The organism is Pseudoxanthomonas yeongjuensis, from assembly GCF_010093345.1.
In the GTDB taxonomy this organism is placed as follows: domain Bacteria; phylum Pseudomonadota; class Gammaproteobacteria; order Xanthomonadales; family Xanthomonadaceae; genus Pseudoxanthomonas_A; species Pseudoxanthomonas_A yeongjuensis.
The window spans coordinates 26,432-47,794 of the sequence record NZ_PDWT01000001.1 but is presented as its reverse complement, the minus strand read 5'-3'; the positions used below and the strand labels follow the sequence as shown (position 1 = coordinate 47,794).

Genomic DNA, 21,363 nt, shown 5'->3' with positions numbered 1-21,363 from the left:
GAGAACAACATTGGCTGAAATCATCGTAGTCACGTCCGGCAAGGGCGGCGTAGGCAAGACCACCACCAGCGCCAGCATCGCCTGCGGCCTGGCGCGTCGCGGCAAGAAGGTCGCGGTCATCGACTTCGACGTCGGCTTGCGCAATCTCGACCTGATCATGGGCTGCGAGCGCCGCGTCGTGTACGACTTCGTCAACGTCACCCAGGGCGAGGCCACGCTGAAGCAGGCGCTGATCAAGGACAAGCGCTTCGACACGCTGTTCATCCTGGCCGCGTCGCAGACCCGCGACAAGGACGCGCTGACCCGCGAAGGCGTGGAAAAAGTGCTGAAGGACCTGGAGGCCGACGGTTTCGATTTCGTCGTCTGCGATTCGCCGGCCGGCATCGAGAAAGGCGCCTACCTGGCCATGTATTTCGCCGACACCGCCGTGGTCGTGGTCAATCCGGAAGTCTCCAGCGTGCGCGACTCCGACCGCATCCTGGGCCTGCTCGACTCCAAGACCCGCAAGGCCGAGAACGGCGAAACCCTCAAGCCGCACCTGCTGCTGACCCGCTACAGCCCGTCGCGCGTGGAAAGCGGCGAGATGCTCAGCATCAAGGACGTGGAGGAGGTGCTGGGCCTGAAGACCCTGGGCGTGATCCCGGAATCGGGCGACGTGCTCAACGCTTCCAACAAGGGCGAACCGGTGATCCTGGAACTGGAATCGATCGCCGGCCAGGCCTACGACGACGCGGTGGGCAGGCTGCTGGGCGAAGAACGCCCGCTGCGCTTCACCACCGTCGACAAGAAAGGTTTCTTCAGCAAGCTGTTCGGAGGTTGAGCATGGGACTGTTCGATTTCCTCAAGCCGAAGAAAGAAACCGCCTCCATCGCCCGCGACCGCCTGCGCATCATCGTCGCCCAGGAACGCACCACCCGCGGCGGACCGGATTACCTGCCGATGCTGCAGCGCGAATTGCTGGAAGTGATCAAGAAATACGTCAACGTCGATGCCGACGCGGTCAACGTGAAACTGATCAAGGAAGGCGAACACGACGTGCTGGACATCTCGGTGTCGCTGCAGGAAGGCGCCGCCTGACTCCCATGGCGTAGGAGCGGGCCTTGCCCGCGATGCTTTTCCGCACGACCGCAACAAGAGCATCGCGCCCAAGGGGCGCTCCTACGGATGATCGCGATGTCCGCTCCCGTTGTTCCCGAACCTGATGTCCTGTGTGTTCGCGACATCGCATGGCCGGTGCTCGCAGCGCTGCTCACCAGCCATGCATTGGAACTGCAACGCGTGGACGACGACGCACCCATCCCCGGCAGCTTCTGGGGCGACCCCGAGGCCGGCGTGATCGGAAGCACCGTCTACGCGCGCAACGACACGCCGGTGCATTCGCTACTGCACGAAGCCTGCCACCTGATCGTGCTGCCGCCCGAACGCCGCGCGCTGGTGCACACCGACGCCAGCGATTCCGACATCGAGGAAGACGCGACCTGCTACCTGCAGATCGTGCTCGCCGACGGATTGCCCGGCGTCGGCAGCGGCCGGCTGATGGAGGACATGGACGCCTGGGGTTATTCATTCCGCCTGGGAAGCACGCGGGCGTGGTTCGAGCAGGATGCGGAAGACGCGCGGGCGTGGTTGGCGGGACGGGGATTGCTGGAGGATTGATTGCGCGGCGCAGGCAGGGATAGCCACGGGGATCGACCCGGATCCGATATTGAACCGCCAGCCTTGACCATCCTTGGGTCGTCGTCCCCGCGGAAGCGGGGATCCAGCGACTTCGATCTTCTCCACCGACCTGTCGCCAGCAAAGGCACTGGATCCCCGCTTCCGCAGGGACGACGATTCATCGATGCGGTGCGGTTGCGGATTTCCCATCCCGTACCTTGGCGGCAGTTTTCTCAGGCAGACTTGTCCGCATGGGCCCGCACATCCGCAGCGACGAGAACGACTGGCATGGCCTCGAGATCGTTTCCCGCGGCGCCAACCGCCTGTGCGCGCGCGATCCGCAGGATCCAGCGCACTGCCTGAAGTTCGAACTGCCGCCCGGCGAACGCACCCAGGTCGGCCTTCGCCAGCGGATGCGTCGCTGGCTGGGGCGCCATGTCCCGCGCTTCGGCGAGAACCGGACCGAACTGCGCGCCTACCGCAGGTTGCGCGCGCGCCTGGCCGAACGCACCGACGGCTACCTGGCCGCCTGCCATGGCCTCGTGGCAACCAGGCACGGCACGGCATTGCGTTGCGATTGCGTGTTGCTGGCCGATGGCAGCCCGGCCCGCAGCCTGTACCGGCACCTGTTCGAAGGCCCGCGCCTGCCAGCCGCAAAGCTGTGCGCCGCGGTGGATGCCTTCGAAGCCTGGCTGCTCGAGAACGGCATTCCCCTGTTCGACCTCAACGCCGGCAATTTCGTCGTCGTTCCGCGCGGCGATGCGCTCGCGCTGGTCTGCATCGACGCCAAGTCGGTGTTGAGCGGCAAGGAAATCCTGCCCTTCTCGCGCTGGTCGCGGCGGCTGATGCAACGCAAGATCCAGCGCCGCGCGCAACGCCTGCGGCAGCGCATCGCCGATGCGTCGGCCGGCCCCGTCGAGCTTGCAGGACGCCCGCCGTCCCACTAGCCTTCGGTTTCCAGCGCTCGATGCGCCTGCCAAGGATTTCCCGTGAAGCAACGTCAACTCCTGCTTGCGCTCGCCATCGGCGCCTGCGTGATCGCACTGGCCGCCTGCAAGAAGGAGCCGGGCGAATCCGCTGGAAGCGCGCAAACGGCGCCGGAGGGCGAGAACGCCGACCAGTTCATCGCCCGTGTCAACGAGGAACTGCGCGAGTCCTATCCGGAAATCTCCTCGGCGCAGTGGCTGTCCTCGACCTACATCAACGACGACACCCAGAGGCTGGCGGCCAAGGCCAACGAACGCTACCTGACCCAGCTCAACGGCTGGATCGAGCAGGCGAAGAAGTTCGAGGGCCAGAAGATGACCCCGGCGACCGCGCGCGCGATCCACCTGCTCAAGCTGCAGACTTCCATGCCCGCGCCCAAGGACCCGGCCAAGCTGGCGGAGCTGACGCGTATCTCCACGCGCATGGAAGGCATGTACGGCGCCGGCGAATACTGCAGCGGCGAAGGCGACGCCAGGCAGTGCCGGCAGCTGGGCGAACTCGAGGACGTGTTGCGCAGCAGTCGCGACTACGACAAGCAGCTCGATGCCTGGCAGGGCTGGCACACCATTTCCAGACCCATGCGCGCCGACTACACGCGCTTCGCCGAACTGGTCAACGAAGGCGCCCGGGAGATGGGCTACGCCGACACCGGCGAGATGTGGCGCAGCGGCTACGACATGACCCCGGTCGAGATCGCCGCGGAAACCGACCGCCTGTGGGGCCAGGTCAAGCCGCTGTACGAGCAACTGCATTGCTACACGCGGACCAAGCTGGAAGCGCAATACGGCCAGGACAAGGGCCAGGTCGACGGCCTGTTGCCCGCGCACCTGATGGGCAACATGTGGCAGCAGGACTGGGGCAATCTGTGGGACATGCTGGAGCCGTACAAGGACGCCGGCAGCCTGGACGTCACCGGCGCGCTGGAGAAGCAGAGCAACCAGGAATACGAAACCCTGGTCAAGGCCGCCGGGCTGGATACGCTGGATCCGTTCGAGGATGCGCGGACCAAGGGCTATGGGCAATTGCTCAAGGACCTTGGCCATGCGCCCGACGCGGCCGAGCGCGACGCCCTCAACCGGCGCGCCTACGACGAAGCCATCGCCCGCGTCGCCACGATCCGGCGCAATGCCGACACGGCGATGGCCAAGTCGATGGCCGGACGCGCGCAGGATTTCTACACTTCGCTGGGCATGCCCAAGCTGCCCGCGAGCTACTGGGACAAGACCCAGTTCATCAAGCCGCTGGACCGCAACGTGGTCTGCCACGCCAGCGCCTGGGACATGAACCTGGCCGGCGACGTGCGCACCAAGATGTGCATCAAGCCGAACGAGGAAGACTTCACCACGATCTACCACGAGCTCGGCCACGTCTATTACTACCTGGCCTACAACAAACTGCCGCCTTTGTTCCAGGGCGGCGCCAACGACGGCTTCCACGAAGCCATCGGCGACACCATGGTCCTGGCGATGACCCCGAAGTACCTCAACTCGATCGGTCTGGTCGGCACGCCGCAACAGGGCGACGAGGCGTTGATCAATTCGCAGATGCGCATGGCCCTGGCCAAGGTCTCGTTCCTGCCGTTCGGCCTGATGATCGACCGCTGGCGCTGGGGCGTGTTCGACGGTTCGATCAAGCCCGACCACTACAACCAGGCCTGGTGGGAACTGAAGGCGAAATACCAGGGCGTGGCCGCGATCACGCCGCGCGGCGAGGACTTCTTCGATCCGGGCGCCAAGTACCACGTGCCGGGCAACACGCCGTACACGCGCTATTTCCTTTCGCACATCCTGCAGTTCCAGTTCTACAAGGGATTGTGCGACGCCTCCGGCTACAAGGGCCCGCTGTACGACTGCACGTTCTACGGCAACAAGGTCGCCGGACAGAAGTTCTGGGCGATGCTGGAAAAAGGCTCCAGCCAACCATGGCAGGCCACGCTGAAGGAACTCACCGGCAGCGACAAGGCCGACGCCGGCCCGGTACTGGAATACTTCGCCCCGCTGCAGGACTGGCTGAAGCAACAGAACGAAGGCAAGACCTGCGGCTGGCAGGTGCCGGCTGCAGCGCCGGCGCCTGTCGCCAAGCCCTGAACAGGCCAGGCTGTGGAACAAGCAAAAAGGCCGGCGAAAGCCGGCCTTTTTGCCGATCGGGCCAGCTGCTACATTGCCAATGCCGGAAGCAATTCGTCTTCCAGCCCGATTCGTTGCCTGATCCCGCCCCACCTATCGTCTCCATCGGAAGGAACCTGCACATGAAGTCGCTTCACCATTTTTCCTTGAGCGCCTGCCTGCTTGCCGGCTCGCTGCTTTCCTTTGTTCCCTCCGCTTCCGCGGCGCAACGTGTGCCGAGCGAGCGCAGCAAGGCCGCACCTGTAATGGTGGCGCCGGCCTGGCGGGCCACCGGTTTTCCCGCTGCGCGGGTGTCGCGCATGCAGTACCGGGAAATGTCGGCGGCGCGGATCCTGAAAGTGCAGCAGAACAACGCCACGCGCCGGATGAAACCGGTGCAGATCGGCATCAACCGCAATGCCGCGGATGAAGGCATGACTGCTTCTCTGCCACCGCTGAACTGGATCTCGCAAAAGGATGGCAGTTCCATCGCCCGCGTCGAGATACGCTCCCCGGTAGCCCTTGCTCTGCGCGTCGGCTTGCAGGTCGATGCGCTCGATCCGCGTGCCGAATTGCGTTTCGCCGGCTCCACCGAACCTTCACGCGTGGTCGCGGCAATGAGCGGAGTGGAAATCCGCCAGCTCGCCGATCCCAAACACATCTTCTGGACCCCCAGTACCGATGGCGAGACCCAGTTCATCGAGGTCTACCTGCCCAGGGGCGCGTCCCGCGCCGGCACCAGGCTGCAGGCGCCGCAGCTGTCGCACCTGCTAGCCAACAGCCTCAACGATTTCAAGATCATCGAGAAGATCGGCGAGTCCGAAAGCTGCAATGTCGATACTGCCTGTCGCGTAGGCGAACTCGGTGCGGATTTCGTCAGCGCCAAGAACGCCGTCGCCCACATGCAGTTCGTCATAGCGGGCGAAGGGACATACATTTGCACGGGTACGCTGCTGGCCGACACGGTGAGCACCTCGCAGATCCCCTACTTCTATTCCGCCAACCATTGCATCGACAACCAGACGGTCGCCTCCACCCTCAATACTTTCTGGAAGTACGAAGCCACCGCTTGCCGCAGCGGGATCGTGGCGGCCAAGGTCCAGCTCGCAGGCGGCGCCACCTACCTGTATTCCGACCCCGATACGAGCGACAGCATCCCCAATGGCACCGACGGCCTGCTGCTGCGCCTCAACAACACGCCACCGGCAGGAGCGGAGTTCGCCGGCTGGGATTCTGCGCCACTGGCCGGCTCCAGCAACATCATCGGCATCCACCACCCGATGGGAGACGTGAAGAAGGTCTCTTCCGGCACGCAAGTCTCGGTCGATGCCTACCAGAACGCGGTGGCCTGGCTCAGCGGCACCACCGAGGGCGGCAGCAGCGGCTCGGGCCTGTTCACCGCCGATGCCACGGGCTATCACCTGCGTGGCGGTCTGTATGGCGGCGACGCGATGTGCAGCAACAGCGGTTCGATCACGGATCCGGATAACCGCGACTACTACTCGCGCTTCGACGTGGTGTTCCCGCATATCAGCCAGTGGCTGGCGCCCGCGACGTCGACACGCATCCGGGTCAACGGCTCGCAGCCGCGCGTCCCAGGCAAGTCCGCGGCAATCGCGCCGACGGCGGCTGCATTGCCTGCCCGCAAGGATTCAGCGCTGATCCGCGCGAGGACGAGAATCTACGAACCCTGATCGCACGAGCTGCACTCGATTGCGCCCCTCTCCGCGCTTGCGGGGAGAAGAAAGCGGACGTAGGAGCGACGTAAGTCGCTACCGTAATCCTCTCTCTTGATCCGGCATTCGCCGATCCACCGCCATGTCGCGCGTGGGTCCTGCTCCTGGCCTTTCCCGCGCGGAGGACGGTCGCGACTTACGTCGCTCCTACGCCCGCGCAATCATACTCAAGGGACATCCGGCGCGCCCGGCGTCAGCGCACGGATTTCCGCGAAGCATCAAGGAAAAGGCCGGCAATGCTGGCCTTTCTCATGCGCATCGCACGCTCTTTCAGCGCGCGTCATCCGTCCGGGCCTTCGCCGCCGCCATGGATTGCTCCAGTTGCGCTTCGAATTCCTCGAAACTCATGCCCCGCTCCGCAACCTCCGCCTGCGCCGCGTCCTTCAACGCATCCGACCAGGTAAGGCGCACCGGGGTGCCCTGCGCTTCGTGCAGCGCCGCGGCGCGGCGGATCATCGCCAATACGTGCGCCGCGCTGTCCGTGCTGCCGGCGATCTGGCCGTCCATGCCCAGCACCCATTCGCCCTCGCGGCGGACGATGCCGGCCAGCAACCGGCCCGACTGGTCGCGCAATTCCGCATGCGGCTCGATCGGAACATCGCCCGCTTCCCTGGCGCCAGCCTTGGCGGTGTTGCGCTTCTTCGCCTCGCGACGGATTTTGGAATTGATGGACATGCGCTCGCTTGCGATGATCGGAAGGAAGAAAAACCTGCTGGGGGAACTGTCGCCCGCATCTAAAGCTGGTTGGGCGATTCCACCACGGCCACTTCGGACGGCGTCGCCGGCAGCCGCCTGCAGACATTGCGCTCCCAGCGCCAGAACATCCAGCCCAGCAAGGTCAGCGCCGCGCTGCCCAGGGCCAGGTGCAACGGATCGTGGCTCAGCCAGGGCGACATCGCCCCCGACACCAGCGCGGCCACCACCAGGCTGGTGAAGGCCTGCAGCGACGACGCCGAACCGCGCTGGCGCGGATACATGTCGAGGATGGCGAGGGTCAGGATCGGGAACACCAGGGCCACGCCCACGCCGGTCAGGAACAGCGGCAACACCGCCCATGGAATGGTGAACGGGTCCGCGAACGCGGCGTAGGCGATATGCAGCACCGCACCGATCCCGCCGATCATGAATCCGATCGAAGTCGAGCGGTCGCCGCTCATGCGTCCGGCCGCGCGTCCCGACAGGTACGAACCGGTCACCATGCCGCCGATGGTGGGAATGAACAGCCAGGCGAAATCGCCTTCGCCCAGATGCAGGTGCTGCATCACGAACACCGGCGCCGAGGCGATGTACAGGAACATGCCGGCGAAATTGAACGAGCCCGCAGCCGCCAGCCGCTGGAAGCGCGGGTTCATGAAAATCGCCGCGTAGTCCCGCACCAGGCTGCGCGCGACCAGCGGCATGCGCGCGGCGGGCGGATTGGTTTCCGGGAACCACAGCCAGGTGGCCAGCAGCAGCACCGCCGAGAACGCGGTCAGGAACCAGAAGATCACCGGCCACTCACCCCAGCCCAGGATCCAGCCGCCGACGATCGGCGCGATCGCCGGGGCGATGCCGAACAGCATCGAGACCTGGCTCATAAGCCGCTGCGCATCGTCGCCATGGAACAGGTCGCGGATCGCCGCGCGCCCGACGATCTGCCCGGCGCCGGCGGACAGGCCCTGGACCGCACGGAACGCGAGCAACGTCGGCAGGTCCTTCGACAACGCGCAGCCGACCGAGGCCAGGGTGAAAACCACCATGCCGCCGACGATCACCGAACGCCGGCCGATCGCATCGGACAGCGGCCCGTGGACGATGCTCATCGCCGCATAGGCGATCAGGTAGACGCTGATGGTCTGCTGGATCGCCAGCGGTCCGGCGTCCAGTTGCGCACCCATCTGCAGGAACGCCGGGAAGATGGTGTCGATGCAGAACGGGCCGATCATCGACAGGCCGGCCAGCAACCAGGTCAGGCGGCGAGTCGACACGGAGGCGCTCATGCTGGATCGATCCTGCCGGCGCGTTCGATCGGCGCGACTTTCGCAGGCGGCCCCTTCAACTCGATGACGTTGCCTTCGGGATCGGACAGGTATTGCGAAGGGCCTTCGCCTTCGGCGCCATAACGCGAGCCGAATTCGCCGATGCGCACGCCATGGGCTTGCAGATGAGCGAGGATCGCGTCGAGCTCGAACGGCGCCACGCTCAGGCACAGGTGATCGAGGTTGCGTCCTTCCGCGCCTGGTGCGGCCCCGCCCATGCGGCCCAGCTTGCCGTCGACCGGAACCAGGTCGATCAGCGAATCCCCCGCGCGCAGCTGCAGCAGCCCGATCCCGTCCTGGCGTCGCTCCACCGTGCAACCCAGCACCCCGCAATAGAAGGCCTGCATGGCGGCGAGATCGCGGACGCGCAATACCACGTGGTCGATGCGCTGCAACTGGAAGGGAGGTTTGTTCATTGGAACCGGAGGGAGGGGAGCGCCCGCCATGTTACGGGGACAATGATCATGGCTGGCGAAATTCGCCTGCCGGACCTCGTCCGGCACCCCTCATCCGCCCCCGATCAGACACTCGGGAGCAAGCTCTTCGGGCACCTCCACCTTCGCGGGGACAGGCTCTTCTCCCACAAGGGGAGAAGGACGCCTCTTTTGCACCCTCTCCCCTTGTGGGAGAGGGACAGCTTCGCGCAGCGAAGCAGGGAGAGGGCCAGGCCACGCCCTGCGCCCCTCATCCGCCCCCGACTAGAGCACTCGGGGGCAGGCTCATCGGGCACCTCCGCCTTCGCGGGGACAAGCCCTTCTCAGCTCTGCACACCCCCGTATCAAGTACGGGGCAGGCTCTGCGGGCGCCACAAGGGGAGAAGGACTCTCCCCCACAGGCTATAATTCCCCCGCAGCACGCAGTGGAAGAAGCGGGCCGGCCTCCAGGAGGCATTGGCCCGCTGCCGAAGGCGCAACGCCCGTAATCGCTCAGGCTAGTGACCGCCGCGTGCACACACTCTGGAGAGATCGGCAGAATGCCGGCGCCGAAGGGGCAAGAAGCGCGATCCATGCCGCAACCTCGGCACGCTTCCAAACTCTCAGGCAAAAGGACAGAGGGGCGCCCCCACGTGCGGCTTCGCGCGTGCCCAACGGACGTCCCTGCCATGTCACAGAGCCCCTCGCCTTCCCTGCGCGACCTCGAACACCATTCCGCCTTCGTCGAACGCCACATCGGCCCCAACGACACCGAGATCGCGCACATGCTGCAGATCGTCGGCCACGACTCGCTGGAGGCGATGACCGACGCCATCGTGCCCGGCAACATCAAGTCGCCTGCGCCACTGGCGCTGCCCGAAGCGATCACCGAAGTCGAGGCGCTGGCCAAGATCCGCAAGATCGCCGACCGCAACGAAGTCTTCCGCAGCTTCATCGGCCAGGGTTATTACGGCACCCACACGCCCAACGTGATCCTGCGCAACATCCTCGAGAACCCGGCCTGGTACACCGCCTACACGCCGTACCAGGCGGAAATCTCGCAAGGCCGCATGGAAGCGTTGATCAACTTCCAGACCCTGGTCGCCGACCTGACCGGGATGGAGATCGCCAACGCCTCGCTGCTCGACGAGGCTACCGCCGCCGCCGAGGCCATGACCCTGGCCAAGCGTTCCAGCAAGTCGAAGTCGAACGTGTTCTTCGTGTCGAAGAACGTGCATCCGCAGACGCTCGAAGTGCTGCGTACCCGCGCCGAACCGATGGGCATCGAATTGCACGTCGGCGACGACAGCGAAGCACTGACCCTCGACAGCTACGGCGTACTGCTGCAATACCCGGACAGCTTCGGCCGGCTTTCACTTGGCACGCCCGGCGGCCACCAGGCGCTGGCCGACGCGGTGCATGCGCGCAACGGCATCGTCGCGGTCGCCACCGACCTGCTGGCCTTGACCCTGGTCAAGTCGCCCGGCGAATGGGGCGCGGACATCGTGGTCGGCAACAGCCAGCGCTTCGGCGTGCCGTTCGGCTTCGGTGGCCCGCATGCCGCATTCATGGCCTGCCGCGACGCCTACAAGCGCTCCATGCCGGGCCGCCTGATCGGCGTGTCGGTGGATGCCGAAGGCAAGCCCGCCTATCGCCTGACCCTGCAGACCCGCGAGCAGCACATCCGCCGCGAGAAGGCCACGTCCAACATCTGCACCGCGCAGGTGCTGCTGGCGGTGATGGCCAGCATGTACGCCGTCTACCATGGCCCCGAAGGCCTGACCCGCATCGCCCGTCGCACCCACCGCCTCGCCGCGATCCTCGCCGGCGCGTTGCGCGGAGCAGGCGTCGAAGTCGGCGGCGGTTTCTTCGACACCCTGCACGTCACCGGCGTCGACGCGGCCCAGGTCCATCTGTACGCCAGCCACGAACGCATCAACCTGCGCAAAATCGACGCGGACAGCGTCGGCATCAGCCTGGACGAAACCACCACCCGTGCCGATGTCATCGCACTGGCCAAGCTGTTCGGCGCGCAGATCGACGACATCGAGGCGCTGGATCGCGATACCGCCGACGCCCTGCCCGCCGCACTGCTGCGCAAGTCGAAGTTCCTGCAGCATCCCGTGTTCAATACCCATCACAGCGAACACGAGATGCTGCGCTACATGCGTTCGCTGGCGGACAAGGACCTGGCCATGGACCGGACCATGATCCCGCTGGGCAGTTGCACGATGAAGCTCAACGCCACCGCCGAAATGATCCCGGTGACCTGGCCGGAGTTCGGCAACATCCACCCGCTGGCCCCGGCCGCGCAGGCCACCGGCTACAAGCAACTGATCGACGAACTGGAAGCGATGCTGGTCGAGTGCACCGGCTACGACGCGGTCAGCCTGCAACCCAACTCCGGCGCGCAGGGCGAATACGCCGGCCTGCTGGCGATCCGCGCCTGGCATCGCTCGCGCAACGAAGACCGGCGCGACATCTGCCTGATCCCCGAGTCCGCGCACGGCACCAATCCAGCCTCGGCGCAGATGTGCGGCATGCAGGTGGTCGTCACCAAGTGCGATGCCAACGGCAACGTCGACGTGGAAGACATCCGCCGCAACGCGGAGAAATATTCCGACCGCCTCGCCGCGCTGATGATCACCTACCCGTCCACCCACGGCGTGTTCGAGGAAGACATCGTCGCCATCTGCGAAATCGTGCATGCCCACGGCGGCCAGGTGTACACCGATGGCGCCAACATGAATGCCCTCGTCGGCGTGGCGAAACCGGGCAAGTGGGGTTCGGACGTTTCCCACCTCAACCTGCACAAGACCTTCTGCATCCCGCACGGCGGCGGCGGTCCCGGCGTCGGCCCGTGCGCGGTGAAGTCGCATCTCGCCCCGTTCCTGCCGCGCACCGCCCCTCTCTCGCTCGCGGGAGAGGGAAATGTTCGCGCAGCGAACGAGGGCGAGGGCAGCGGCGGCATGGTATCGGCCGCCAGCTTCGGCTCCGCCTCGATCCTGCCCATCTCCTGGATGTACATCACCCTGATGGGCACCGAAGGCCTGCGCAAGGCAACGCAGGTCGCCCTGCTCAACGCCAACTACATCGCCAAGCGCCTCGCTCCGCACTACGAGACGCTCTACACCGGCCGCAACGGCCTGGTCGCGCACGAATGCATCCTCGACCTGCGCCCGCTCAAGGACGCTACCGGCATCGGCGCCGAGGACGTGGCCAAACGTCTGATCGACTTCGGCTTCCATGCGCCCACCCTGAGCTTCCCGGTCGCCGGCACGCTGATGGTGGAACCGACCGAAAGCGAATCGCAACATGAGCTGGACCGCTTCATCGACGCGATGATCGCGATCCGCGAAGAGATCCGCGCGGTGGAAACCGGCAGCCTCGACGCCGAGGACAACCCGCTCAGGCACGCTCCGCATACCGCGACCATGGTCATGGCCAGCGAATGGACCCACGCCTATCCGCGCGAACTGGCAGCGTTCCCGCTGGCCACGCTGAAACTGCAGAAGTACTGGCCGCCGGTGGCGCGCGTGGACAACGTCTACGGCGACAAGAACATCATGTGCGCCTGTATTCCGGTGGATGCGTACAAGGAAGAAGCGCAGGCGTAAGCGCATTTACGTTCCACCATGGAAAAACAAGGAGCCCCGCATCGCGGGGCTTCTTTTTATTCGATGCATGATGCCGCTCCGGCAAGAACGCGGCACGCTTCCAAACCCGGAAAACCCGGCCGTGCGCGAATGTTCCAGCGTGGTTGCCGCCTCGACGCGCCGTTAAGCGCATGGCCGACGATGCACTTCGGTCGCCTCCCGAAGCAGGCCCTTCCGGACAACCGCGCCCTGCCTTGCGCCGATCTGGTTCAGGTCCCTGTCCTTCCGTCCTGCACACGGCTTTAACGCTTGCGCACGGCATTCTCGGCGCGCAATCCCCTTCATCCTTCCAAGGAGCGGCCATATGCCCACTATCTTCGATGCGCTGCGCGAAAGCCACGAGACGCAACGTTCCCTCTGCCGCAAGCTGATGCGTTCGCCACCGCACAGCGAGCGGCGGATCGAAGTATTCACCGCGCTGCGCATCGAACTGGCCGCTCACGCCGCCGCCGAGGAGCGCTACCTGTACGTGCCGGTGCTGATGCACGATGCCGGCCTGCACGTCTCCCGCCATGCCCAGCACGAGCATCACGAAATCGACGAACTGGTCGAGAAGCTGCAGACCACCGACCACAACGGCCGCGGCTGGATGGCCACCGTGAAGAAACTCTCGCACGAAGTGCACCACCACTTGCGCGAGGAAGAAACCAAGTTCTTCCAGGTCTCCGGCAGGATCCTGAACGCGACCCAGAAGGAAAGGCTTACCAATCGGTACCGCCGCGACTACGCGCGGATGGTGAAGAGCTTGCGGGAAGGATAGTCGCCGCCATCCTCGCGCATTCCGGGAATGAACGGAGCCGCTGGCTCCATGTCGATCTTCATGCAGGGTAGACAAGCGATTAACACAAGGGCGGCCAACATGCAGTGCCGATCCGGTCCGTCAACCAAGGAATACGCATGGCCAGCCGCAAGCCAGCCGCGAACAAGACCGCCGCCCGCCCTACCGCCAGCAAGTCGGCGGCAGCCGACAAGCGCGGGAGCGGCGATGAACTGCATCAATCAGCCGGCGGTGCCCACCCTCCGCTCACTACCAACCAGGGTATTCCGGTCAGCGACAACCAGAACTCGCTGCGGGCGACGCCACGCGGGCCGACCCTGCTGGAAGACTTCGTGCTGCGCGAGAAGATCACCCATTTCGACCACGAGCGCATCCCGGAGCGCATCGTGCATGCACGCGGATCCGCGGCGCACGGCTACTTCGAACTGACCCGCTCGCTGCAGAAATACACCACGGCGAAACTGCTCACCGAGGTCGGCAAACGCACGCCGGTATTCACCCGCTTCTCCACCGTCGCCGGCGGCGCCGGTTCGGTCGACACCCCGCGCGACGTGCGTGGGTTCGCGGTCAAGTTCTACACCAGCGAAGGCAACTGGGACCTGGTCGGCAACAACATCCCGGTGTTCTTCATCCAGGACGCGATCAAGTTCCCGGATGTGGTCCATTCGGTGAAGATGGAACCCGACCGCGCCTTCCCGCAGGCCGGCAGCGCGCACGACACCTTCTGGGATTTCATCTCGCTCACCCCTGAAGCCATGCACATGATCATGTGGGCGATGAGCGACCGCACCATCCCGCGTTCGCTGCGCACCATCGAGGGCTTCGGCGTGCATTCGTTCCGCCTGCTCGATGCGAAGGGCAATTCCACTTTCGTGAAATTCCACTGGCGGCCGAAGCTGGGCATCCAGTCGACGGTCTGGGACGAGGCGGTGAAACTGCAAGCGGCCGACAACGACTTCCACCGTCGCGACCTGTTCGAGGCGATCGAGTCCGGCGGTTTCCCCGAATGGGAATTCGCCGTGCAGCTGTTCACCGAGAAGGAAGCCGACAAATTCCCGTTCGATCACCTGGACCCGACCAAACTGATCCCCGAGGAACTGGTGCCATTGACCGTGATCGGGCGCATGGTCCTGGACCGCTGGCCGGACAATTTCTTCGCCGAGACCGAGCAGGTCGCCTTCTGCCCCGCGAACATCGTGCCGGGCATCGACTTCAGCAACGACCCGCTGCTGCAGGGACGCCTGTTCTCGTACCTGGACACGCAGCTCTCGCGCCTGGGCGGACCCAACTTCCACCAGATCCCGATCAACGCGCCGAAGTGCCCGTTCGCCAACCTGCAACGCGACGGGCATATGCAGATGCAAGTACCCAAGGGACGGGTGAACTACGAACCGAGTTCGCTGCAGGCCGATACGCCGCGCGAAACGCCTGCTGGTTTCCGCAGCCATGCCACGCCGCCGGACGATGGCGCCAAGGGCCGCATCCGCGCGGAAAGTTTCGCCGACCACTACACCCAGGCGCGGCTGTTCTTCCGCAGCCAGACCAGGCCGGAGCAGGCGCACATGGCCTCGTCGCTGGTATTCGAGCTGTCCAAGGTCGGTACGCCGCACGTGCGCGAAGCCATCGTCGGCCACTTGCGTCATGTCGACGCCGGCCTAGCGCAACGCGTCGCCGATGGGCTCGGCCTCGATGCCCTGCCCCCGGCGCCGCCCGCCGCGGTTGCGCCGAAGGACATGAAGCCTTCACCGGCGCTGCAGATCATCGGCAAGATGAAGGACACGCTGCAGGGACGCTGCGTCGGCATCCTGGTCGATGACGGTTCGGATGCAACCACGATCAAGGCGCTGCGCAAGGCCGTCGAAAGCGCCGGGGCCACGGTCAAGATCGTCGCCCCGAAACTCGGTGGCGCCAAGCTGGGCGATGGCAGGAAACTGCCGGCGGACGGGCAACTGGCGGGCACGCCGTCGGTGGTGTTCGACGCGGTGGCGATCGTGCTTTCCGACGCGGGCGGCAAGGCGTTGGCGAAGGAAGCGGCCGCAGTCGATTTCGTGCGCGACGCCTACGGCCACCTCAAGGCCATCGCCGCCGACGCCGGTGCGCAGGCGCTGCTCAAGGCCGGCAACGTGGGCAAGGACAAGGGCGTGGTCGACGCCAGCGACACCAAGGCGTTCATCGCCGCGGCCAAGACCCGTCAATGGGATCGCGAGCCGAAGGTAAGGACGCTGGCGTAAGTAATTCTCCTCTCCCCTTGCGGGAGAGGGACAGCTTCGCGCAGCGAAGCAGGGAGAGGGGTCGGCTTTTCAGAGCAGCGCACAGGCTAGGTCCGCTGCTCCCCTCATCCGCCCCCGCCTCCCGCCTTCGCAGGGACAGGCTCTCTTCTCAGCCTTGCACGCCCTGCGGGCGCCACAACGGGAGAAGGGAACTAAGGCCGCGGCACAAACGGCAACCGCCTGTGCGCGCAAGTCGCGGCGATGGCCGCCTGCCCTACCGCCACCGAAATCTGATTCAGCCCGCTGACCACGTCGCCGATGGCGAACAGGCCCGGCACGTTGGTCATCTGCTGCGCATCGACCAGGATTTCGCCCGTCTCCGACAGCGCCGCCCCGACCGCCGCGGCGATGCCGGCGCTGGTGTGGGAGCCCATGAACGGATAGACGCTGTCGAACGCGGTGCCGCTCCCGTCCGCCGCGATGTAGGCGCATTGCTTGCCGTCGAAATCGAGCCTGCCGCCGAACGCAAGTATCCGCACGCCCGCATCCTTCGCCTCGCGCAGGTTCTTGACGTCGCCGGCATCGGTCGGCAACAGGAACACGTGCCGCGAATAGGACCGCAGGAACAGCCCATGCGCGGCGATATCCGCGCTGGGACCATACACGCCGATGCGCGAGTCGCTGGCTTCATACGCATCGCAGACCGAACACAGGCGCATTGCGCCGCAAGCCACGGCCTCTTCCACCCACGGCGCGTCGGGCAGCTTGTCGGACAGGCCGGTGGCAAGGATCACGCAGCGCGCGCACCAGGCGCTGTCCTTGCCGTGCAGGACGAAGCCGTCGTCGTCATGTTCGATCTGCTCGACCCGTGCCGCTTCGAAACGCGTGTCGAAGCCGGCGGCCTGTTCGCGCATGCGGCGCAGCAGTTCCACCCCGGACACGCCCTGCGGGAAGCCCGGGCAGTTGTTGCTTTCCGGGATCCAGCGCGCCCGGCTGTCACCGGCATCCAGCACCAGGCAACTGCGGTGGAAACGGCGCAGGTAGGTCGCCGCGGTCAGGCCCGCGGGGCCGCCGCCCACCACCACCACATCGAACAGCGTATCGGCGGTGGCATTGTCCAGGTCGGGCATTTCGATTTCCTGCAGATGGGTGAATGCGGGTGGGAAGCGCACTTATACCTGCGTCGCAGTAGAGCCCTGCGAAGAATCGCGACGACCCGCCATGCAGACCGTATTACTCGCACGATATACGCCGCCACTGACCACTGGTGCGAGGAAGAGAAGCTCTTCCAGGTCTCCGACAGGATCCTGGATCACCCCGGTAACGCTTGCCCGGCTTCCCCGATGCCTTCCCAGGGATCCTTGCGCAGGCGACCGGCTCGTTGCAGCGCGCGCGCCATCGTGTACATGCCGGGGGAAGTTATTTTCGCCAGTTCGTCCCAGCGCAATGGCATGGCCACGGTGGCGTGTTCGCGGGCGCGCAACGACCAGGAACACACGCTGGTCGAGCCGCGTCCGTTGCGCAGCCAGTCCACGAATATCTTGCCGTCGCGCTTGGCCTTGCTCATGGTGGCGACATACTTGTCCGGCGCATGGGTCGCCAGGGCTTCCGCGAAAGCGCTGCAGAAATCCTTGACCTCGTCCCAGGACGGCCCCGGCGCGATCGGCACCACCAGGTGCAGGCCCTTGCCGCCGGAAAGTCGCAACCAGCTTTCCAGTTTCACCTCGCGCAGGCGCTGGCGGATGTCGCGTGCGGCCGCCTTGACCCTGGTCCAGCTCACGCCCGGGCCCGGATCGAGGTCGAACACCAGCCGATCCGGTAACTCAGGCGCTTCGACCCTCGCTCCCCAAGGATGGAATTCAAGCGCGTTCATCTGCACCAGTTCCAGCAAGCCCGCCTCGTCCTCGATGTACAGATAATCCTCTTTTCCGCTTTTCTGCTGCAGCGAGATCGCACGTACCGACTTGCCCAGTGCATCGCGGTGGTGTTTCTGGAAGAAGCACTCGCCCTGCGCTCCCTCGGGGCAACGCAGCAGCGACAGCGGCCGTCGCTCGAGTTCCGGCAGCATCCATCGGGCCACCCGCCGGTAGTAGTCGGCGACCTCGCCCTTGCTGATCTCGTCCTTGGGATAGACGATCCGCTCCGGGTGGGTCAGGACCGTTTTATCCGGGGTCGCATCCAGGTCGCGCATGTTCTTGTCCTCCCGCAGCCGCTTGAAACTCGCCTGCCGCAGCAGACCTTCCTTGGCCCAGCCGCGGAACGCCACTTCGGCCACCAGCACCGGCTTCACCCAGTGCACGCTGCCAGCGGAAAACGGCACGTGTGCCGGCAACGCGACCGTGGCCTGCTTGCGCTGCAGTTTTGCAAGCGTGGCCTGCAGCGATTTCAACATCGCATCGTCGAATCCGGTGCCCACGCGGCCCACGTAGCGCAGGCCACCCGATTCCGGTTTGGCCATCAGCAATGAACCGAAGCCGGACCGTGATCCCTTGGGTGCGGTGTAGCCCACCACCATGAACTCGTCGCCGTCCTCATGCTTCACCTTCACCCAGGCCGACGAGCGCGACTGGCTGTAGGCGGAATCGGCGCGCTTGCTGACGATGCCTTCCAGGCCCTTCCGTCCACTGGCCTCGAACACCTCCCGACCATGGCCCAGCACGTGCTCGCTGTAGGCCACCACGCCTGCGCGCTTGCCCAGCAGGTCCTTGAGCAAGGTCTTGCGCTCGATCAAGGCCGCACGGCTCAGATCCACGCCGTCGATGCCGGGCAGGTCGAACACGACGTAACGCAGCGGCTGCTTCGAAGTGCCGTCGATGGCCCGCTGCAGCGCGCTGAAATCGCTGCGCCCTTCCTTGTCGATCACCACCAGCTCGCCATCCAGGCGCGCATCGTCCACCGGCAACGCTTCCACCGCGCGCGCCACTTCGGGAAAAGTATCGGTCCAGTCCAGCTTGCCGCGTGAGCGCAGCTTGACCTTGCCGTCGACCAGGTCGGCCATCATCCGGTAGCCGTCCCATTTGATCTCGTGCAGCCAGTCGTCGCCGGCAGGCGCGGTCTCGCGATTGCCGGCCAGTTGCGGCGCGAAGCCGGCCGGATAGTCGCCCTTGCGTGCGCCCTCGATCGCCAGGGCGCGTTGCGCCCACTTGCCGGGCGACGCCTTGGCAGCGATGCGTTTCGTGGAGGAAGCCACCCCCTTGCCCGCCGTCTTTTTCCTCGTTGCGGGCGCCGGTTTCCCGACCAGGTCGTCGGCTTCCAGGTCGGCGGCGAACTCGTCCTCGCGCTTGATCAGCAGCCACTGCTTCTGCTTGCCGCGCAGGTTGGTGCGCACCAGCTTCCAGCCGCCGTTGAGTTTTCCGCCATGCAGCACGAAATCCAGCTTGCCCGCGGCGATGGCCTCGAGCGGATCGCCCTCGCTGGCCCACGTGCCGTGGTCGAACACGTCGACGTGTCCCGCGCCGTAGTTGCCATGCGGGATGTCGCCTTCGAACGTGGCATAGGCCAGCGGATGGTCTTCCACTTCCACCGCAAGGCGCTTCTCTCCCACCCGCAGCGAGGGACCCTTGGGCACAGCCCAGCTTTTCAATGCGCCGTCGGCTTCCAGGCGGAAGTCGTAGTGTCGCGCCCGCGCATGATGCAGCTGCACCACGAAGATCGGGCGATGGCTGGCGGCGCCGCGCCCGCCTTCGTCCGGCTCGGGCGTATCGGCGAAACGGCGCTTGCGGCCATAGTCGCGCAGCGACATGGCTCAACCCGCCTTGCGCTTCGTCGCCTTCTTCGCGGGGGCGGCCTTGGCCGGCGCTTTCTTCACGGCCTTCTTCGCGGCCTTTCCGGGCTTGGCCGCAGCGGCCTTGGCCGCCGGCGTGCGCTTCTTGCTGTCCAGGCTCTTCTGCAGCAGGGACATGAAATCGACCACGTTGGTCGCGGCGTCCTCGTGCTCTGCGGCCTCCTCGACCACCTTGGCGAGGTTGCCCTTGGATTTGATCCGCTTGCGGATGATCGCCTGCAGCCGTTCGCGGAACTCGTCGTGGTAATCGTCCGGCTTCCATTTGCCCGACATGGATGAGATCAGCTGCCTGGCCATTTCGGTTTCCTTGGCGGTGATCCGGTAGGAAGCGGCCTTGCCGGTCGGCAGCTTGTAATCGGTCGGGTCCACCAGTTCCTGCGGATAGCGCAGCAGCATCAGCACCAGGGCGTCGCCTTCGGGCATGACCGCGCACAGATATTCGCGGGTGCGGATCACCACCCGGGCGATGCCGACCTTCTTGCTCGATTTCAAGGTTTCGCGCAGCAGCACGTAACCCTTTTCCGCTTTCTTCCCCGGCACCAGGATGTAGGGCTTCTCGAAGTAGCGCTGGTCGATGCTTCCGGCATCGACGAAGGCTTCCACGTCCACCGACTCATGGCTCTCCGGCGCGGCGGACTGGATGTCCTGCTTCTCCACCACCACGTAGCTGCCCTTGTCGTACTCGAAGGCCTTGACGATGTCCTTCCATGGCACTTCCTCGCCCGTCTCCGCGTTGACCCGCTCGAAGCGGATCGGCTTCTTGTCGCGCGAATCGAGCATGCGGAAATGCAGGTCGACCTTGCGTTCGCCCGACATCAACGACACCGGTACGTTGAGCAGGCCGAAGGAAAGCGTGCCGGTCCAGATCGGTCTTGCCATGTGGGTTCTCCGCGGCCGTTCAGCGTTTCGATTCCTTCTGATAACGCGGGCGTCGTTACCGGTGCGTGATGCGAAGCACGGCACGATCCCGCGCGGTCCGTGGATTTCGTCCGCGCTCTCGAAACGTCCCTGCCCGATTTTCTCCGGCGACACTCATTTTCCGATCGCGGTGCCCTTGACCACGGCGTCCTCGACCGTTCCGTCGCTGGCTAGGGCAGGAAAGGCACGAATTCCGCCGATCACGGTCAACGAAAGCGGTCTGCGGCGGCCCTGCCTTTTCAATCCGGCGAACCGGGGATGAAGGCCCACACGCCCGCTTTATCCGGCAGCTGCATATTGCCGTCTCCTCCAGTCGGAGACACACCATGGCCACGACATGTCCCCGGATCTGATCGGCTGGGCCGCCTCGGCCATCCTGCTGCTGACGCTCTGCCGGCAGATCCACACGCAGGCGAAGGACGAATCAGCCAGGGGCGTGTCGCACTGACACTGACTGTTCGCAGGACAGATCGCCGCATCGGCGGGTTTCATCGCCTACAGCTGGCTGCTGCACAACTGGGTGCCGCAAAATGGGGGCTCATCGTCACCAACAGCGCGATCCTGGTGATCGCCATCGTTGGCCAGGTAGTGATGTCGCGGAAACGGGGTTGAGATCCGGTTATCCGAAAGCCGCCGACCAATCGCTTACGAAAGCGGCTGCGGATGCATCCGTTTCCACAGTTCGCGGCTGGTCGACATCAGCCGCGAGTGGCCTTGCGGATAATCCCGGCCGCCCCTGGCGTACAGGGACAGTGCCTCGCGCAACCGCTCCGCGACCCCGTCGCCGTCGGCGATGCGGTAGCGCGGGTCGGCCTCGATGCGTCTGCACAACCTGTCCAGCTCGTACTTGCCCTCGCCCATGTAATCCAGCGATGCGCATTCGATGACATAGGCCAGGTCGTCCAGGACCCGGAGCAGCGCGGAGGAGTCATCGGCAATGGAAATGGAATGGCCCATGTTCCCAACACCGTAAATCGGCGCGGGATCCGGCCACGGCCGCATCGGAGGGACCAGCGGAAAGGCCCACGGCGGCTGGCTGGACGGCGCCTGGCGCCTTTCGTCGGCCCATCACGTCGCAGCGCAGCAAACAACGTAAGGTGCG

16 protein-coding genes and 1 riboswitch are annotated in these 21,363 nt (G+C 65.3%); of the genes, 9 read left to right on the top strand and 7 right to left on the bottom strand.

Features of this window, described 5'->3' with window-relative positions; genetic code table 11:
• The first annotated feature begins 10 nt into the window (after positions 1-10).
• The 6 genes from minD (at position 11) to CSC74_RS00175 (ending at position 6,442) form a co-directional block, all read left to right on the top strand.
• Positions 11-820, top strand: coding sequence for a septum site-determining protein MinD (gene minD, locus CSC74_RS00200; protein ID WP_162312426.1), 810 nt, complete (start codon positions 11-13; stop codon positions 818-820).
• 2 nt (positions 821-822) lie between these two features.
• Complete coding sequence (gene minE / locus CSC74_RS00195; protein ID WP_162312425.1) at positions 823-1,077, top strand: cell division topological specificity factor MinE; 255 nt, start codon at positions 823-825, stop codon at positions 1,075-1,077.
• A gap of 96 nt (positions 1,078-1,173) precedes the next feature.
• Positions 1,174-1,656, top strand: a complete 483-nt coding sequence (locus tag CSC74_RS00190; RefSeq protein ID WP_162312424.1) for a hypothetical protein — start codon at positions 1,174-1,176, stop codon at positions 1,654-1,656.
• 251 nt (positions 1,657-1,907) lie between these two features.
• Positions 1,908-2,603 carry a YrbL family protein gene (locus tag CSC74_RS00185; protein WP_162312423.1) on the top strand — a complete coding sequence of 232 codons (696 nt, stop codon included), beginning with the start codon at positions 1,908-1,910 and terminating at the stop codon, positions 2,601-2,603.
• 42 nt (positions 2,604-2,645) lie between these two features.
• Positions 2,646-4,730, top strand: a complete 2,085-nt coding sequence (locus CSC74_RS00180) for a M2 family metallopeptidase (RefSeq protein WP_162312422.1) — start codon at positions 2,646-2,648, stop codon at positions 4,728-4,730.
• 161 nt (positions 4,731-4,891) lie between these two features.
• Positions 4,892-6,442, top strand: a complete 1,551-nt coding sequence (locus CSC74_RS00175; RefSeq protein WP_162312421.1) for a trypsin-like serine peptidase — start codon at positions 4,892-4,894, stop codon at positions 6,440-6,442.
• A gap of 312 nt (positions 6,443-6,754) precedes the next feature.
• Here CSC74_RS00175 and CSC74_RS00170 read toward each other — a convergent pair whose 3' ends face one another.
• The 3 genes from CSC74_RS00170 to CSC74_RS00160 are packed head-to-tail and all read right to left on the bottom strand — an operon-like array spanning position 6,755 to position 8,918.
• Positions 6,755-7,159 (bottom strand): hypothetical protein, encoded by a 405-nt coding sequence (locus tag CSC74_RS00170; RefSeq protein ID WP_162312420.1) that lies wholly within the window; start codon positions 7,157-7,159, stop codon positions 6,755-6,757.
• A 59-nt stretch (positions 7,160-7,218) separates the two neighbouring features.
• Complete coding sequence (locus CSC74_RS00165; RefSeq protein ID WP_162312419.1) at positions 7,219-8,463, bottom strand: multidrug effflux MFS transporter; 1,245 nt, start codon at positions 8,461-8,463, stop codon at positions 7,219-7,221.
• Positions 8,460-8,918 carry a VOC family protein gene (locus tag CSC74_RS00160; RefSeq protein ID WP_162312418.1) on the bottom strand — a complete coding sequence of 153 codons (459 nt, stop codon included), beginning with the start codon at positions 8,916-8,918 and terminating at the stop codon, positions 8,460-8,462. Before CSC74_RS00160 ends, CSC74_RS00165 begins: the two co-directional genes overlap by 4 nt.
• 530 nt (positions 8,919-9,448) lie before the next feature.
• Positions 9,449-9,564: riboswitch (glycine riboswitch) on the top strand.
• A gap of 40 nt (positions 9,565-9,604) precedes the next feature.
• Between CSC74_RS00160 and gcvP the strand changes: the two genes are divergently transcribed.
• From gcvP to CSC74_RS00145, 3 genes are all read left to right on the top strand, one after another.
• Entirely contained in the window at positions 9,605-12,532 is a 2,928-nt protein-coding gene (gcvP, locus tag CSC74_RS00155) for an aminomethyl-transferring glycine dehydrogenase (RefSeq protein WP_162312417.1), read from the top strand.
• Positions 12,533-12,875: 343 nt separating this feature from the next.
• Entirely contained in the window at positions 12,876-13,331 is a 456-nt protein-coding gene (locus CSC74_RS00150) for a hemerythrin domain-containing protein (RefSeq protein WP_162312416.1), read from the top strand.
• A gap of 137 nt (positions 13,332-13,468) precedes the next feature.
• Positions 13,469-15,580: a catalase gene (locus CSC74_RS00145; RefSeq protein WP_162312415.1), complete on the top strand. Its 2,112-nt coding sequence runs from the start codon at positions 13,469-13,471 to the stop codon at positions 15,578-15,580.
• Between the two features lie 191 nt (positions 15,581-15,771).
• On the opposite strand, the gene CSC74_RS00140 is transcribed toward CSC74_RS00145, so the two are convergent.
• From CSC74_RS00140 to CSC74_RS00120, 4 genes are all read right to left on the bottom strand, one after another.
• Entirely contained in the window at positions 15,772-16,689 is a 918-nt protein-coding gene (locus CSC74_RS00140) for an NAD(P)/FAD-dependent oxidoreductase (protein WP_162312414.1), read from the bottom strand.
• A 182-nt stretch (positions 16,690-16,871) separates the two neighbouring features.
• Positions 16,872-19,301, bottom strand: coding sequence for a DNA ligase D (gene ligD / locus CSC74_RS00135; protein ID WP_162312413.1), 2,430 nt, complete (start codon positions 19,299-19,301; stop codon positions 16,872-16,874).
• Between the two features lie 3 nt (positions 19,302-19,304).
• Positions 19,305-20,222 carry a non-homologous end joining protein Ku gene (gene ku / locus CSC74_RS00130; RefSeq protein ID WP_162312412.1) on the bottom strand — a complete coding sequence of 306 codons (918 nt, stop codon included), beginning with the start codon at positions 20,220-20,222 and terminating at the stop codon, positions 19,305-19,307.
• Positions 20,223-20,906: 684 nt separating this feature from the next.
• Entirely contained in the window at positions 20,907-21,218 is a 312-nt protein-coding gene (locus tag CSC74_RS00120) for a hypothetical protein (RefSeq protein ID WP_162312411.1), read from the bottom strand.
• Positions 21,219-21,363 lie beyond the last annotated feature (145 nt).

Coding starts and splice junctions, on each gene's coding strand:
- minE (WP_162312425.1), top strand. CDS start 823: ATGGGACTGTTCGATTTCCTCAAGCCGAAGAAAGAAACCGCCTCCATC.
- CSC74_RS00190 (WP_162312424.1), top strand. CDS start 1,174: ATGTCCGCTCCCGTTGTTCCCGAACCTGATGTCCTGTGTGTTCGCGAC.
- CSC74_RS00185 (WP_162312423.1), top strand. CDS start 1,908: ATGGGCCCGCACATCCGCAGCGACGAGAACGACTGGCATGGCCTCGAG.
- CSC74_RS00175 (WP_162312421.1), top strand. CDS start 4,892: ATGAAGTCGCTTCACCATTTTTCCTTGAGCGCCTGCCTGCTTGCCGGC.
- CSC74_RS00170 (WP_162312420.1), bottom strand. CDS start 7,159: ATGTCCATCAATTCCAAAATCCGTCGCGAGGCGAAGAAGCGCAACACC.
- CSC74_RS00165 (WP_162312419.1), bottom strand. CDS start 8,463: ATGAGCGCCTCCGTGTCGACTCGCCGCCTGACCTGGTTGCTGGCCGGC.
- CSC74_RS00160 (WP_162312418.1), bottom strand. CDS start 8,918: ATGAACAAACCTCCCTTCCAGTTGCAGCGCATCGACCACGTGGTATTG.
- gcvP (WP_162312417.1), top strand. CDS start 9,605: ATGTCACAGAGCCCCTCGCCTTCCCTGCGCGACCTCGAACACCATTCC.
- CSC74_RS00150 (WP_162312416.1), top strand. CDS start 12,876: ATGCCCACTATCTTCGATGCGCTGCGCGAAAGCCACGAGACGCAACGT.
- CSC74_RS00145 (WP_162312415.1), top strand. CDS start 13,469: ATGGCCAGCCGCAAGCCAGCCGCGAACAAGACCGCCGCCCGCCCTACC.
- CSC74_RS00140 (WP_162312414.1), bottom strand. CDS start 16,689: ATGCCCGACCTGGACAATGCCACCGCCGATACGCTGTTCGATGTGGTG.
- ligD (WP_162312413.1), bottom strand. CDS start 19,301: ATGTCGCTGCGCGACTATGGCCGCAAGCGCCGTTTCGCCGATACGCCC.
- ku (WP_162312412.1), bottom strand. CDS start 20,222: ATGGCAAGACCGATCTGGACCGGCACGCTTTCCTTCGGCCTGCTCAAC.
- CSC74_RS00120 (WP_162312411.1), bottom strand. CDS start 21,218: ATGGGCCATTCCATTTCCATTGCCGATGACTCCTCCGCGCTGCTCCGG.